The sequence below is a fragment of the Eubacterium maltosivorans genome (genome assembly GCF_002441855.2).
GTDB classification, from domain to species: Bacteria; Bacillota; Clostridia; order Eubacteriales; family Eubacteriaceae; genus Eubacterium; species Eubacterium maltosivorans.
In genome coordinates this window covers 1,937,976-1,951,435 of record NZ_CP029487.1, presented here as the reverse complement: position 1 = coordinate 1,951,435, position 13,460 = coordinate 1,937,976, and the positions used below count along the sequence as shown (strand labels likewise).

The following is a 13,460-nucleotide window of genomic DNA, read 5'->3' as shown; positions in this document are numbered from 1 at the left end:
AAAGGGAAGCGATAAAATGGAAAAAATCAATCATTACAATTTTAACGAATTGCTAAAAGCATCAAAGCGCCTGAAGGTGGACGCTGCGGCAGGTGAGGATAAGACAATGGTCGTCTTTATTCCAATCTGCACCGAATGTGGCCATGTTTTCATGAAACTGGATCGGATTCAGGAAGTCCGGCAAGAAAGGAAGGTGCAAATGGCCACAACGAGAATCGTGACCGGAAAATGCCCGGAATGCGGAAAAGAAATTGAAGGGTGCTGTATCCAGTGGGAATACCAGCAGGAAGGAGAAAAAAACCATGATTAAGATTGAAGCAAAAATCGATAAAGGAAACAACCAAACGGAAGTAAGCATAGAACAAGAAGGGAGTGCTGTGGATATCTTCGCAGAAGTAGGAGGTATCATCATGGCACTCGTAAAGGATGTTGTCCAACGAGTGTCAGAAACCGGAGAGGTTATTATTGGACACACGAGTATGCCGCTTCGAGAGGAAACTGTTGATGCTATGGCTCAAATGATGCAAGAAGGTTTTAGAGAAGGTGTCAATCAGTTAATCGAACAAGGAATTCTGAGAAAAGATTATATGGAGGAAGAAACATGCTGAAATTACTATTAGAGGGCGGTTATGAGGTTTTGTTAAAAGAAACCTGGCAGAGCTATTCCGATGCCCTGCACGAGAACGACGATGACCCAGAGGTCATTTTAAAACAAAGCAATGAACAGTTTATCGCGGTGAATAAAGACAAAATTGTCGCCGTTGCGGACATCGAAATGGAGTAGGAGAAAACCAATGAAAAAGAATGGACGAAAAATAGCGGTCGTGGTCATGGTGTTGTTTTGTTTGAGCGCATTAAGCGGTCCGGTATGGGCGGTGGGAAGTACGACTACAGCCGATCCGGCATCTTCAGAAACAATCAACGCCGTCACACTGGGAAAAACAACCAGTCGGCCAGCAAGCAGCAGAAGCACCAGCCGACCCGCGAGCAGCAGAAGCACCAGCAAACCTGCGACAAGCAAAGGGACCAGCAAAGGGGCGAACAACGTTACCAAACCCAAGACCAGTTCAGAGACCTCAAAACCAGCGAGTAAAAGCACAGCGAAACCCTCCACTAGTAGCCAGACGACCCAAAATAAAAACCAGACCAACCCAGATAATCGACCGGCAGCTTCAAACCCAAATAAAGAAGAAGGTTCGACCAGTAACCACTATTATTATCAATCCAGCGGGAATAACTGGGATCATTTCTGGAGTAACTATTGGCTCTACCGGGCTTTAACACCCGATGGGCGGACTTACGTCGTGGACGGCCAGACCTATACCGCGCCAGCCTTTACGGGGATATGGTCGATTTTAGCCGATATCATCACACTCCTCATCGTAATTGCGATCGTGGTGGTCATTGTTTGGTATGTCAAAAGACGAAGAAAGGCAAAAAATGAAAGGTATTAGCGGGAAGGAGCCAAGACATGTATTTAAGCGAAATCGGATTAGAAAAGGCCGAAAAGGGCCTGCAGCATATCTTTGATATCGAGGATGAAAAAGTAAGGAAAAACATCAAAGATCGGCGCACAAACGCAGCAGACAAGCGGAAAATAAAGATTGAGCTGGTTTACGAACCCTCAAGTGACCGGGACTTTGTCACCATTAGCTATTCCATAAAATCGGACCTGGCTCAGATCCAGGGCGGAGCAATCCAGGTGGAGCTATTGGAAAATGGTGAGGAGCGGCCAGCGATCACAGAAAACCGGATCGATGGGCAGGTGGATTACCGGGATTTGACGGTCTATAAGGACGGCGTGATACAAGGAGAGAAGTCTCATGAAGATTAAATTGATTATGGAAAAGAAAAATCTGACTGTTGACCTGGAAAGCCAAAAGGCCGAGCAGCTTTTTAATGCCTTTGCCCTGAAGCTTTTGGGAATTGAAGAAGAAACGGCGGTTGAGCAGAAGTTGCCAGATATTGTGATCGATCAGCAGATAAGCGCGCCGATCCACGAGGCAATACAGCGCCAAGAGGCGGTCAATGAAACGAAAAACACCTGGGAACAGGAATGCTTTGAAAAAGGTTATAAAGGCTTTATGTATATCCGTTGCCCGAAATGTGGGGAAATTAGAGGATTTAACGCGAAAAAGGAATCACGTTCGTTTATCTGCAAGGAGTGCGGCATTGTAACATACTTCGAGGAGTCTTTAAAGCGTCTATACCTTAACTGTGAATGCGGCCGACGTTTTACCTATTGGACCAACATGACCGAAGAAATGTTTGATATACCCTGCATTGAATGTGGGATGCCGGTGCCGGTGATTCATAATCATAAAAAAGGCATTTATGAGACGGTAAAAGGATAAGTTGAAGAAAAGGAGGCTGAAATGGCTAAGGATATTGACGTTAAGGAGCTGGTAAAGCTGGCAGCAGCAGAAGGCGCAAGAGTGGCCCTGGCAACCGTGGAAAAAGAGCAGCAAAAGGCCAGAAGAGGCCGAAAAGACAGACGGTTAAGAAATACCAAACTGCTGTTAAAAAATTACCGTTTGCTGAAGGAGCACTGCGAGGGCGCTGTATATACCGATGAACAGGTAGAGGATGAAAGCATCGTTGATCTTATGAATATGATGGAAGAACACCATTACAGCGACAAGGTCTTTGTGGAAAGCATTCAGAAAAGTGTCGCACGGACACACTTAATGATGCAGCATATCGAGCGCATGATGAATGTTTATCGGGTCGTGTGTGAAAAAAGTGGAAAGGAAGAGGACATAAGAAATTACTGGATTGTCTGGCATTCCTATATAACCGATGAACGGCTGACCGTCGAGGAGATAGCAGACCGGTTTAACGTGGATCGCTCAACCATTTACCGGGCAATCAACTCCGGTGCGGAGATTTTGTCAGCTCTTTTTTTCGGGATTGATGGCATCAACAAAAAATGATGCGACAAACATGCAATTGACATGCGACAATGATCTGTAGTATCATTAGGGTAGACAAATAGGAAGTATGCAAAAAAGCCGAGGATTATTCCCCGGCTTTTTCGTCTTTTGTCCTGCAAAGCTCATCGAGTGTCACTTCCAGGGCGTCGGCCAGTTTAATGGCATTGGATACGAGACAATCGCCACGCTTTTCGATTTCCTGGATGGTCCGGCGGGAAACACCGGAACGCTCAACGAGTTTGGGGACGGAAAGACCTTGACTTAACCGTATGGCTTTCAGGTTCATGGTCTTTACTCCTTTTTGTCTTTTTGTACGGCTGAAATCAGAGCAGATACCGCCGAAATGAAGGCTGCAAAGGTAAATGCTGTTTTAGCAAATCCGCTAAAAAGATTGCCGGTGGTTAAAAACCCAGCTGTCAAAACAAGACTGATTAAAGTTGATTTTTTCATGGTTTTACATTATACTAAAGGAAAGGTAGGGTACTAAGGGCTTTCGCCCTTTTCCCCTTGTCTTTACCGCTTTCGTTTGCGTTTCCTTGGACGGTTCTGCTTGCGTTTAGCGGTTTTTTTGATGGATATTATCAGGGCAATCGTGGCGATGATGTTCGTCCAGATACTCAAGATAATATCAATCCAGTCCCTTTGATTAATGTGTCTCACTCCTTTCTCTTAAGATACTTATATTATAGCACAATCTATTGTGCTAGTCAAGCGAATATGCAGAAAGTTTTTATCTTTTTAGCACCAGATTTCTGGTGCTTTTTTTATTGCAAGGAGGAGAGCAAATGATCAGTATTCCATTTTCAGGCAGCAAGCGAAACCGGTATAAAGAAGTCAAACAGATCATACAGGATAACGGTTATAAGAAAGTCTATGAAGCCTTTGGCGGCAGTGCCGTCCTCAGCGTCAACCTATTCAGAGAGGGCCTTGTCGAGCGTGCGGTCATAAACGATTATGACCGGCTGTTTGACTTATATCCGGCCTATCTGGACATTAAGGACACCTTGATTCAGAAGTGCCTTGAAGCAGGCTTTATAAAGAGTAATAAGCGTCTTAATGCTACGCAGCGGGCATACTTACAATCTATGATCGCCACCATCGACGAAAAGTATTGGCGGCTATTGGCGAATAATTTCGTTTTTTCCGGAAAACAGACCGGGAGCCTGAAGCCTTTATACTTCACCTATTTTCACAATGATATTACCACGGATAAGCAGCGGGAATACTTACAAACGGTACAGCAGATGGAACGCGTATCCATGGACTACAAAGCATTTTTAAAGCAGTATTTTAAAGACTTCGATGACACCACGATGATCATATTGGATCCACCCTATATGAACAGCACACAGAAAGCCTATGATAACCGTTATTTCTTTGGCTTAAGCGCAACCTTGCAGATGCTGCAAATGGTTAAGGAAATGCAGGTGGATTTTATCTTTTTCAATATGATCGAGCGTGATGTGATCGAAGTCCTTAAGGTGTTTGGATTCCAGGACTTTGAAGTCAGCACAAGGCGAATTACCCAGACGTCAACTTCCAGCCGGGAGGATTGTCTGGCGTATGTCAGAAATCATTTTTAATTCTTGGACTATGACCTCGGTAAGCTCTGGCGCCGGGGTCTTTTGCTACAAAGTATGGCCATCAGTTAAATACTGGGGGCTTTTTTATTGGAGGAAAGATGATGGAGATTCTTTATTTATGTGATCGCAAGGCCTGCAAGCAATGCGGTATCAACGCAGAAAATTGTAAACATACAACCGATATCAGGCATGCGGTAAACTTCTGCGGTGAGGAAACCTTGGATTTATACATTGAAAGAGAGGGAGTCAATGAACCAGGCACTAAATCGGACTGAACTGAAATATTATTTCAAAGTGACCGGAGGATTCGCAGATCAGTACCGGCGTGATATTGAGCGAATGATCCAGAGCTTGGATTATGGCGAAGATGCTATTGATTTTGAAATCTATGATGAGATGGAGTATCGTCAGGATGATGATATCATCGTGAATACCTTCACGCTCAGCGTTCTTATGCTTGGCACATCAAAGGAACAGGAGGACACACTGAAGCAGTTGATGACGGATAGATACCAGGCGCGGTTAGTTCATGAGCAGCGGTTTGACAGATGACCAAACAGCAGATTGACTTTGTAAGAGACTGCATCGCCAACAAGGATATGCACGCCTTTTACACCTGGACACCGTGGGAGAAGGCGCGGCTGGACGCGCTTAAGCTGGACAAGTTCGAGTGCCAGCACTGCAAAGCCAAAGGCAAATATACCAAGGCAACCACCGTGCATCATGTGAACCACGTCAAGCAGCATCCAGAGCTGGCCTTGTCACTTTGGTATGAAGACCGCGCAGGAAAGCGGCGGCGTAACCTTGTGAGCCTGTGTCATGATTGCCACGAAAAAGAGCATAATTATCGAAAGAAAAAAGAAAAAAATTTGTTCACAGCCGAGTGGACAGAAGACCCCCCATCAAAATAAAACGCGTTTTAAAATCACTTTGGGAGACCGGTGGGTGGGGGAGACAAAAAAGATTTTTCTCGCGCACATGAGGAAGGAGGGTGAAAAGAATGGCAAGAAGCAAAACAGATTTAACGCTAAGAGAAGAACTTCGCGAACGGATCAAAACGGATCTTCTGGATCAGCTTGAGCGGAATGGAACCGTCGGGGAGTACTATACCGACCTGGTGGATGACTATATGGACCTGTGGGATACGAAGACCGAACTGGTCAAGGACATCCGTGAGCATGGGGTTAAGGTTGAGTATACCTCCAACAACGGCATCACCAACATGAAGAAAAATGAATCCGTGGACCTGCGTATCAAAGTCAACGCTCAGATGCTCAAGCTGCTCTCAGAGTTAGGCATCAAACCATCACAAGCAGATCCGGGTGATCTGGATGAGCTGTAAGATCAACCCGCACATTCTCCGCTATATCGAAATGGTTGAACAGGGGAAAATCCGCGCCTGCGAAGAACAACACCTTTTAGCCAGTCACGTTCGCCGCTGTTTTGAGACCGAACCGATTTACACCGACGATGAACAACTTGAACACTATTTAAAGCTTGCCCGATATTTCCCATTTGAACGGGTCTTTGAGTGGCAGGCTTTTTATATCGGCCTGCATGACTGCACGTATTGGAAAGATACTGGCATGCCAAGGTGGCCAGATGGCTTATGTCTCATTGGCCGCGGGGCTGGAAAAGACGGCACCATCGCGCTGGAATCCCTGTGCCTGATGAGCCCCTATAACAACATCAGAGGCTATGACGTCGATATCTGCGCCAACAACGAAGAACAGGCCATGCGCCCATTAGAGGACGCCCTTGAGGTCATGGAAGACCCGGAGAACACGCGAAAGCTGAAGCGTTTTTTTTATTGGAATAAGGTCAAAATCGAATGCCTTAAAACAAAGTCGACCATGAAAGGCCGCACCAACAGCCCCAAAGGAAAAGACGGGCTGCGCTCCGGCATTGTGATTTTCAATGAGATCCACCAGTATGAAAATTATGACAACATCAACGTTTTTACAACGGGTCTGGGAAAAAAGAAGCACCCCCGGCGGTCGTATTTCACCACCAACGGCGATGTGCGGGACGGCCCCCTAGACGATCTGATCAACACGGCAGAGGATATCTTAAGAGGCGGCGAAGCCGACAACGGTCTGCTGCCGTTCATCTGCAAATTAAACCAAAAGAAGGATGTGCACGACCCCCAAAATTGGGAAATGGCCAACCCGTCCCTGCCCTATCTGCCAAACTTGATGGAAGAAATCAAAAAAGAATACGCCGAGTGGAAAAAAGCCCCGCAGCGCTTACCCGCTTTTATGACCAAACGTATGAACATCCCTGAGAGTAAAAATACGATTTCAGTGACATCCCCTGAGAACATCGGAGCCACCAACCGGCCGCTGCCCGACTTGACCGGATGGTCCTGTGTGCTGGGAATTGACTATACCAAGGTCACGGATTTTGCTTCCGTCAACGCCCACTTCCGGAAAGGGGATGACCGCTTTGACATTAATCACAGCTGGCTGTGCCTGAACTCCAAAGATATCCCGAGAATCAAACCCGACTGGCGGGATTGGGAGCGTCGGAAGCTGCTCACCGTGGTGGACGATGTGGAAATACACCCGGACCGGATCGCAGCGTGTGTGGCCGATCTGGCACGGAAATACAACGTGCTGGGCCTTGCCCTGGACGATTACCGACATGCCCTTTTGATGAACGCCCTCAAACAGGTCGGGTTTGATGCGGCCGATCACAAAAACGTCAAGCTGGTCCGCCCCAGTGACATCATGAAAATTTATCCGGTCATTGACAGCTGTTTCGCCAACCAGTTCTTTACCTGGGGGGATAACACGGTTTTGCGATGGGGAGCCAGCAACACCAAGCTGGTGCCGGCATCTGCCCGCGCCAAGAAAGCCGCCGGGGATGACGCCGGGAATTATGTTTTTGGCAAGATTGAACAGAAAAGCAGAAAGACCGACCCCTTTATGGCCCTGGTCCATTCCATGGTCCTGGAGCCGCTTCTGGGGAACGGCGGGAAATTGGCGACCCCGGAAATACAGGTTTACACCTATTAACGACAATGAAAGGAGGAACGAATGGGACTGAACTTTAAAAAATGGCTGCTGGAAAAATTGGGCGGCGAAGAACAGCGTGTAACCTCAGCAGAAATTACCGGCGAGGAATTTTTTGATCTGGCCAGTGATCTGTATGTCCGGGAGATCGCTTTCTGGTCCTGCGTCAACACGGTGGCTAACGCTGTTTCAAAGTGTGAGTTTAAAACCTTCATGGGCAAAAAAGAAGTCCGGGAAGGGGAATACTATACCTGGAACATGGAGCCGAACCGGAACCAGAACGCCAGCGCCTTTATTCACAAGTGGATCTCCAAACTTTACCAGGACAACGAAGCGCTGGTGCTGGAGCAAAACGGACAGCTGCTGGTGGCGGACAGCTTTACCCGCAAGGCCTATGCCCTTTACGATGACACCTTTACCGGTGTGGCGGTGGAAGACTTCACCTTTAAAAAAACTTTTACAGGCTCCGAGGTACTGTATTTTAAGCTCTCCGAGAAGGATATGCGCCGCGTCACCAACGGGCTGTACATGGCGTATCAGAAGCTGATTGACTATAGCGTGCGTTCTTACCAGAAGTCCCGCGGCAGCCGCGGCATTTTGGATGTTTCGGCCATGGCCCAGGGATCTGAGAAATACGAGGAAAACTTTAATAAGCTCATGAACGAGCATTTTAAAAATTTTTTCAACTCAGAAAACGCCGTATTGCCCCTTTTTGAGGGCTACCGCTATACCGATATTGGCAGCAAAACCTATTCCAATGAAGGGACAAGAGATATTCGGGCCATGATCGACGATGTATCTGATTTCACCGCCAAAGCCTTTGGGATTCCACCAGCGCTGCTCAACGGCACGGTCCAAGGCACCAGTGAGGCTACCGACCATTTCCTGACCTTCTGTATTGATCCGCTGTGCCGGACCCTGCAGGAAGAGATCAATCGTAAACGCTACGGGTACGCGGGATTTAAAAATGGCAACTACGTCCAGATTGACACCAAGGCCATTAAGCATGTGGATTTATTATCCGTATCCACGGCCATTGACAAACTCATCGCCTCAGGCGCGTTCTGTATCAATGATATCCGGAAGCTGACCGGGGAAACCATCATTGATGAGGCCTGGGCGAACCAACATTTTATGACCAAAAATTACGCCACCGTGGCGGATTTATTGGAATCCTTACAGGAAGGAGGAACTTTATGAAAAAGTATTATGCCCTTGAAACCGAGGGCGACCATGCGACTATTAACATCTTTGGCGACATCACATCCTGGCCATGGCTGGAAAGTGATGTTTCCAGCTACAACCTGGTACAGGAGCTGGACGCCTTACAGGACGCCGGGCAGATTGATGTTTACATCAACAGCTACGGCGGGGAAGTGGCTGAAGGGCTTGCCATCTACAATGCCCTGAAGCGGCACAAGGCAAAGGTGGTCACCCACTGCGAAGGCTTTGCCTGTTCCGTGGCCAGTGTGATCTTTATGGCCGGCGACGAGCGCATCATGAGTAACGCTTCACTGCTCATGATCCACAATGCCTGGACCTACACTCAGGGAAATGCCCAGGAGCTGCGCAAGGAAGCCGATGACCTGGATACGATCACCCAGGCGTCAAAAAATGCTTACCTTGAGCGCGTGAACATTGACGCGGCTGAGCTGTCTGCCATGATGGACAGCGAAAAGTGGCTGGATCCTGCGGAGTGCCTTGAAAAAGGCTTTGCCACCGCCATTGTGGGCGATGACAGCAGCGGGAAACCCAGCCAGCAGGCAAAGCAGGCGGTATACAACGCCATGCGGAAAATGGAGCCTGCCGGAAGTCTTACGGGCAAAACAGATCCCGAACCGGAGCCGCCCGCGATCCGAATGGAGGAACCGACGGAAGAACCACCAGAGGATCCACCAAAGAAAGAAGAAACTGAAAATAAAGTATTCAATTTTATCACCGCCATCTTTGGCGACAAGGAGGAATAAATGAAATCTAAAGACATGCTCAACGCAGCAAACACCGAAATTTTACAGCGTCTGCACACTGCCGTGAAGGAAGATAATGAGGACGCTTTTGTGCAGGCCTGGACCGATTACGCGAACAATATCCAGGAATCTGTTTTACAGGAAGCGCGGGGCCTGGTGCAGGCGCAGGATGTGGCCATCCTGAATTCCAGGGGCGTCCGCCAGCTGACCAGTGAGGAACGCAGCTTCTACGAAAAAACCATTGAAGCCATGCGTTCTACCAGTCCGCAGCAGGCTCTGGCCGACCTGGATGTGGTGATGCCCAAGACCACCATCGATGCGATCTTTGAAGATCTACAGCAGACCCATGAGCTGCTGGGCGCAGTGACCTTCATGAACACCAGCGGCCTGGTTGAATACTATGTCAATACCAACACTAAGCAGCTGGCCTCCTGGAGCACGCTGACCGCCGAGATTACCAAAGAGCTGGCCAGCGGCTTCAAGAAGATCAATCTGGCCCAGAATAAACTCTCTGCCTGGATCCCCGTGGCAAAGGCCATGCTGGATTTGGGGCCGGTCTGGTTAGACCGTTACGTCCGGATCCTGCTGGGCGAAGCCATCGCCTACGGGCTGGAGGACGCCATCATTAACGGCGATGGCAAGGATAAGCCCATCGGCATGATCCGCCAGGTCGGTGACGGGGTGACCGTGACCGGTGGTGTGTACCCGGAAAAGGCGGCCGTACCAGTCACCAGCTTCGCACCGGAAGATTACGGCGCGCTGGTGGCTCAGATGGCCGTCACGCCGAACGGCAATTACCGCACCATCAGCGAGGTGCTGCTGGTCGTGAATCCAGTGGACTATCTGAAGCTGGTGCTGCCCGCCACCACGCTCTTAAAGCCAGACGGCACCTACGCCAACAACGTGCTGCCATTCCCGACAAGAATCGTCCAGTCTGCCCAGATGGCCCAGGGCAAGGCGGTCTTTGGCCTCGCGAACCGCTATTTCATCGGCATCGGCACCGCGCAGTCCGGGAAGATTGAATATTCTGATGAATATAAATTCCTGGAAGATGAACGCACCTACTTAACCAAGCTGTATGGCCACGGCGAGCCCCTTGACAATGCGGCTTTCATTTACGCGGATATTTCCGGATTAAAACCAGTCACCTATAAAGTTACCACAACGGCGGGGGAGTAAAAACCCCGCTGGCATCCGCGGCCATTAGCGGAACCGCCCAAGCGGGGCAGACACTAACGGCAAACGTACAGCCAGAAGGGGCAACCGTATCCTATCAATGGAAGGTTTCCGATACAGCAGATGGTGAATACAGCGATATTGCCGGAGCCATTGGAAAGACCCATAAGCTGGCTGCCGACAAGGTTGGAAAGTTTATTAAGGTTGAGGTCATAGGCGCTGGAAAATACAGCGGGACTGTCGTGAGCGCACCTACCGAGGCTGTGACGGCATCGGCCTAATGAGGTGATGTGATGGCATTACCCGAAGGTCTTTTGGACGATGTAAAAAATTATGTGGACATGACCTGGGAGGATCCGGAAAGCGAAAAAAAGCTTTCCGGGATCATCGCCCGGGGCATGGCCTATATCAATCGAATCGCCGGCAGCGAGCAGGACTTTACCGAAGAGGCAAAGCCCCGTGAGCTGCTTTTTGATTATGTAAGATATGTCCGGGCGGGCGCCCTGGACGAATATGTTAAAAACTATCTGCCAGAGCTATTGGCCTTGCAGATTGACCGGAAGGTGGAACGCTATGCCGATCAGCAAACGCCCGCAGAATGAAGCGCTGTTTAACGACGGCGTACTGACGGTTTGCGCTGTGGTAAAAAACCGGATCACCCGAACAAAGGTTGACCGGCTCCGGTACGGCGAAAAAACCGTGGGGTTTAACCGCTTCTTTGGCGCGAAAGCCGCCGATATCAACGTTGACAGTGTGCTGCGGCTGCCCCGCCACCCCGAGCTCTCCCAGGATGACATCCTGATCATGGACGGGGTCCAGTACCGGATTGTGCTGCTGCAGCGCAAGGATACGGCCCCCTTAAGTTATGACGCCACCATCGAGCGGCAGATCCCGCCAAAGGTGGACGAAAGAGAGGAATTACTATGACAAAAGTACGCGCTGAAGACTTTGCATCGGCGCTTGTTAAGGCCTTAAAGGACTATACCTCTGAAATTGAAGAGGACTTAGAGGACCTGAAAGAAGATAACGCCACCCAAGCGGTTAAGGAACTCAAAGCATCCAGCCCTAAGAAAACCGGTGATTACAACAAGGGATGGACCAAAACAAAGGAGGGAGCTGGATGGTACGTGCACAACCGGACGAACTATCAACTTACCCACCTGCTTGAGAAAGGCCACGCCAGACGAGACGGAGGCCGCGTGCCGCCAAAGGTGCATATCGCGCCCATTGAAGAAAAATACGTCCGAACTTTTGAAGACGGCATTATTAAGAGGTTTCAAAAATGACATTACAAGCATTAGAAGTTCTTTTAAAAACGACGGGCATGCCCGTGGCGTACCATCATTGGGAAGTGGGCGAGGTGCCGCCGCTGCCTTATCTGATTTACTACGAGGACAGCAGCGATCCTTTCTATGCGGACAACCGCGTTTACCAGCAAGTGACCGGCGTAACCGTTGAACTCTACACGGACCGGAAAGATCCGGCCATTGAGGAAAAACTGGAAACGGTCATGGACCACAACGACATCGCCTACACCACCTATGAAAGCTATCTGGAGTCCGAGCAGATGTACCTGCGAGGCTATGAATTTGAAATTTTGAAAAGGAGTGAATAATTATGCCAAACACACCCAAAGAACAGAAAGTCAACTACGGGCTTAAAAACGCCTATTTTGCCACCATCACCGAAGCCGAGGACGGCGCCTTCACCTATGGTACCCCGATCCGGCTTCCTGGATCCGTTGAGCTGACCTTGGAGCCCCGAGGCGATATGATTGAATTTTACGCAGATGACATGCTGTATTTCAGCGCGCCGAATAACCAGGGGTATGATGGCACCTTTACACTAGCCAATATTCCCACCGCTTTTGCGACCGAGTGTCTGGGTGAGGTGATCGACGAAACCGACCAGGTGGTTACCGAAGTCCAGGGCGCCAAACCGAAAGGCTTTGCGCTGCTGTTTGAATTTGACAATGATATCAAGGCTACCCGCCACGTGCTCTACAACTGCAAAGCCAGCCGGCCAACGGTTTCTTCCAGCACCAGCACCGATTCCGTTGAACCCGGCACCAGCGAACTGAGCTTTGTGGCCAGTGCAAGACCGTCTGACCGGAATGTGAAGACCAAAACGACCCAGGGAACACCGGCCGCTATTTATGATGCATGGTACGAAAAAGTTTATGAAAAGGCGGTTACGCCGCCGTCAGGATCCTAAGGAGTAGGCCATGCAGAAAATTGTAGAGATTGACGGGAAACAGGTGCTGCTGGAATCCAATGCGGCCACGCCCATGAAATACAAAAAGCAGTTCGGGAAAGACTACTTTGCCGAACTGTTCAAACTGGTGAAATCTATTGGCGCAAACATGCCGGGAACGCCGGATTTCAACGAGGATGTTGTGAACCCGGCGGCGGAAGTGGTTACTGAAGACGCCAAGGCGGAAACAAAAGAAGCGGAAGGCGGCAAAGAAGCCACCACAGAAGAGACAAAAGCGGCAGACGTGCTTGATCTTGAGGCCATGTCCTGGGAAGCTTTGGACCGACTGGACTTTGAGCCGCTTTATAACATTGTCTGGACCTTAGCCAAAACCGCAGATAAAAGCTTGCCGGATCCGGAAACCTGGCTGGAGGGCTTTGACACTTTCCCGCTCATGGACATCCTCACCGATGCGGTGGAGCTCATCGGCCACAGCATTGAATCTAAAAAAAAATCGACGATGCCAGCGCTGGTGAAGAACCATTAACCACTGAGTCTTTTTTATACCTGTGCAAGCAGGTCGGCATTGATGCT

The 13,460-nt window shown here is 49.3% G+C and carries 24 protein-coding genes; 21 read left to right on the top strand and 3 right to left on the bottom strand.

The features are described from left to right. Nucleotides 1-16: 16 nt before the first annotated feature. Genes CPZ25_RS09380 through CPZ25_RS09350 form a run of 7 tightly spaced genes read left to right on the top strand, consistent with a single transcriptional unit; the run spans nucleotide 17 to nucleotide 2,933 of the window. Nucleotides 17-310 (top strand): hypothetical protein, encoded by a 294-nt coding sequence (locus CPZ25_RS09380; RefSeq protein ID WP_096920295.1) that lies wholly within the window; start codon nucleotides 17-19, stop codon nucleotides 308-310. Then, nucleotides 303-608, top strand: a complete 306-nt coding sequence (locus tag CPZ25_RS09375) for a hypothetical protein (protein WP_074618505.1) — start codon at nucleotides 303-305, stop codon at nucleotides 606-608. The genes CPZ25_RS09380 and CPZ25_RS09375 overlap by 8 nt, the downstream gene beginning before the upstream one ends. Continuing rightward, entirely contained in the window at nucleotides 602-784 is a 183-nt protein-coding gene (locus tag CPZ25_RS09370) for a hypothetical protein (protein ID WP_096920294.1), read from the top strand. The genes CPZ25_RS09375 and CPZ25_RS09370 overlap by 7 nt, the downstream gene beginning before the upstream one ends. A gap of 10 nt (nucleotides 785-794) precedes the next feature. Next, the gene (locus CPZ25_RS09365; RefSeq protein WP_096920293.1) at nucleotides 795-1,454 is read left to right on the top strand and encodes a hypothetical protein; all 660 of its coding nucleotides are present in this window, start codon (nucleotides 795-797) and stop codon (nucleotides 1,452-1,454) included. A 17-nt stretch (nucleotides 1,455-1,471) separates the two neighbouring features. Then, nucleotides 1,472-1,834 carry a hypothetical protein gene (locus CPZ25_RS09360; protein WP_096920292.1) on the top strand — a complete coding sequence of 121 codons (363 nt, stop codon included), beginning with the start codon at nucleotides 1,472-1,474 and terminating at the stop codon, nucleotides 1,832-1,834. Further along, complete coding sequence (locus CPZ25_RS09355; protein WP_096920291.1) at nucleotides 1,824-2,354, top strand: hypothetical protein; 531 nt, start codon at nucleotides 1,824-1,826, stop codon at nucleotides 2,352-2,354. The genes CPZ25_RS09360 and CPZ25_RS09355 overlap by 11 nt, the downstream gene beginning before the upstream one ends. A 21-nt stretch (nucleotides 2,355-2,375) precedes the next feature. Beyond that, nucleotides 2,376-2,933, top strand: coding sequence for a helix-turn-helix domain-containing protein (locus CPZ25_RS09350; RefSeq protein ID WP_096920290.1), 558 nt, complete (start codon nucleotides 2,376-2,378; stop codon nucleotides 2,931-2,933). Between the two features lie 85 nt (nucleotides 2,934-3,018). On the opposite strand, the gene CPZ25_RS09345 is transcribed toward CPZ25_RS09350, so the two are convergent. From CPZ25_RS09345 to CPZ25_RS20430, 3 genes are all read right to left on the bottom strand, one after another. Next, nucleotides 3,019-3,219 (bottom strand): helix-turn-helix transcriptional regulator, encoded by a 201-nt coding sequence (locus CPZ25_RS09345; protein ID WP_096920289.1) that lies wholly within the window; start codon nucleotides 3,217-3,219, stop codon nucleotides 3,019-3,021. Nucleotides 3,220-3,224: 5 nt separating this feature from the next. After that, entirely contained in the window at nucleotides 3,225-3,383 is a 159-nt protein-coding gene (locus tag CPZ25_RS20435) for a hypothetical protein (protein WP_167495204.1), read from the bottom strand. Nucleotides 3,384-3,446: 63 nt separating this feature from the next. Beyond that, nucleotides 3,447-3,593 carry a hypothetical protein gene (locus tag CPZ25_RS20430; RefSeq protein ID WP_167495203.1) on the bottom strand — a complete coding sequence of 49 codons (147 nt, stop codon included), beginning with the start codon at nucleotides 3,591-3,593 and terminating at the stop codon, nucleotides 3,447-3,449. A 125-nt stretch (nucleotides 3,594-3,718) separates the two neighbouring features. On the opposite strand from CPZ25_RS20430, the gene CPZ25_RS09340 reads away from it, so the two are divergent. From CPZ25_RS09340 to CPZ25_RS09275, 14 genes are all read left to right on the top strand, one after another. Continuing rightward, on the top strand, nucleotides 3,719-4,516 hold the full coding sequence (locus CPZ25_RS09340; protein ID WP_096920288.1) for a DNA adenine methylase: 798 nt from the start codon (nucleotides 3,719-3,721) through the stop codon (nucleotides 4,514-4,516). A gap of 249 nt (nucleotides 4,517-4,765) precedes the next feature. Next, nucleotides 4,766-5,068 (top strand): hypothetical protein, encoded by a 303-nt coding sequence (locus tag CPZ25_RS09335; protein WP_096920287.1) that lies wholly within the window; start codon nucleotides 4,766-4,768, stop codon nucleotides 5,066-5,068. Next, complete coding sequence (locus CPZ25_RS09330) at nucleotides 5,065-5,427, top strand: HNH endonuclease (RefSeq protein ID WP_096920286.1); 363 nt, start codon at nucleotides 5,065-5,067, stop codon at nucleotides 5,425-5,427. Before CPZ25_RS09335 ends, CPZ25_RS09330 begins: the two co-directional genes overlap by 4 nt. A gap of 89 nt (nucleotides 5,428-5,516) precedes the next feature. Then, nucleotides 5,517-5,858, top strand: coding sequence for a P27 family phage terminase small subunit (locus tag CPZ25_RS09325; RefSeq protein WP_096920285.1), 342 nt, complete (start codon nucleotides 5,517-5,519; stop codon nucleotides 5,856-5,858). Continuing rightward, a complete protein-coding gene (locus CPZ25_RS09320) occupies nucleotides 5,848-7,533 on the top strand; it encodes a terminase TerL endonuclease subunit (protein ID WP_096920284.1) in 1,686 nt (561 codons plus the stop codon). The genes CPZ25_RS09325 and CPZ25_RS09320 overlap by 11 nt, the downstream gene beginning before the upstream one ends. A 21-nt stretch (nucleotides 7,534-7,554) precedes the next feature. Beyond that, on the top strand, nucleotides 7,555-8,730 hold the full coding sequence (locus CPZ25_RS09315) for a phage portal protein (RefSeq protein ID WP_096920283.1): 1,176 nt from the start codon (nucleotides 7,555-7,557) through the stop codon (nucleotides 8,728-8,730). Then, on the top strand, nucleotides 8,727-9,497 hold the full coding sequence (locus tag CPZ25_RS09310) for a head maturation protease, ClpP-related (protein ID WP_096920282.1): 771 nt from the start codon (nucleotides 8,727-8,729) through the stop codon (nucleotides 9,495-9,497). Before CPZ25_RS09315 ends, CPZ25_RS09310 begins: the two co-directional genes overlap by 4 nt. Then, entirely contained in the window at nucleotides 9,498-10,676 is a 1,179-nt protein-coding gene (locus CPZ25_RS09305) for a phage major capsid protein (RefSeq protein WP_096920281.1), read from the top strand. A gap of 290 nt (nucleotides 10,677-10,966) precedes the next feature. Then, nucleotides 10,967-11,275, top strand: coding sequence for a hypothetical protein (locus CPZ25_RS09300; protein ID WP_096920280.1), 309 nt, complete (start codon nucleotides 10,967-10,969; stop codon nucleotides 11,273-11,275). Next, the gene (locus CPZ25_RS09295; RefSeq protein WP_096920279.1) at nucleotides 11,247-11,600 is read left to right on the top strand and encodes a hypothetical protein; all 354 of its coding nucleotides are present in this window, start codon (nucleotides 11,247-11,249) and stop codon (nucleotides 11,598-11,600) included. Before CPZ25_RS09300 ends, CPZ25_RS09295 begins: the two co-directional genes overlap by 29 nt. Continuing rightward, entirely contained in the window at nucleotides 11,597-11,959 is a 363-nt protein-coding gene (locus tag CPZ25_RS09290; protein WP_096920278.1) for an HK97 gp10 family phage protein, read from the top strand. The genes CPZ25_RS09295 and CPZ25_RS09290 overlap by 4 nt, the downstream gene beginning before the upstream one ends. Beyond that, nucleotides 11,956-12,288, top strand: coding sequence for a hypothetical protein (locus CPZ25_RS09285; RefSeq protein ID WP_096920277.1), 333 nt, complete (start codon nucleotides 11,956-11,958; stop codon nucleotides 12,286-12,288). The genes CPZ25_RS09290 and CPZ25_RS09285 overlap by 4 nt, the downstream gene beginning before the upstream one ends. A gap of 2 nt (nucleotides 12,289-12,290) precedes the next feature. Continuing rightward, nucleotides 12,291-12,887 carry a major tail protein gene (locus CPZ25_RS09280; RefSeq protein ID WP_096920276.1) on the top strand — a complete coding sequence of 199 codons (597 nt, stop codon included), beginning with the start codon at nucleotides 12,291-12,293 and terminating at the stop codon, nucleotides 12,885-12,887. A gap of 10 nt (nucleotides 12,888-12,897) precedes the next feature. After that, nucleotides 12,898-13,413 (top strand): hypothetical protein, encoded by a 516-nt coding sequence (locus tag CPZ25_RS09275; protein ID WP_096920275.1) that lies wholly within the window; start codon nucleotides 12,898-12,900, stop codon nucleotides 13,411-13,413. The last annotated feature ends 47 nt before the right edge of the window (nucleotides 13,414-13,460 follow it).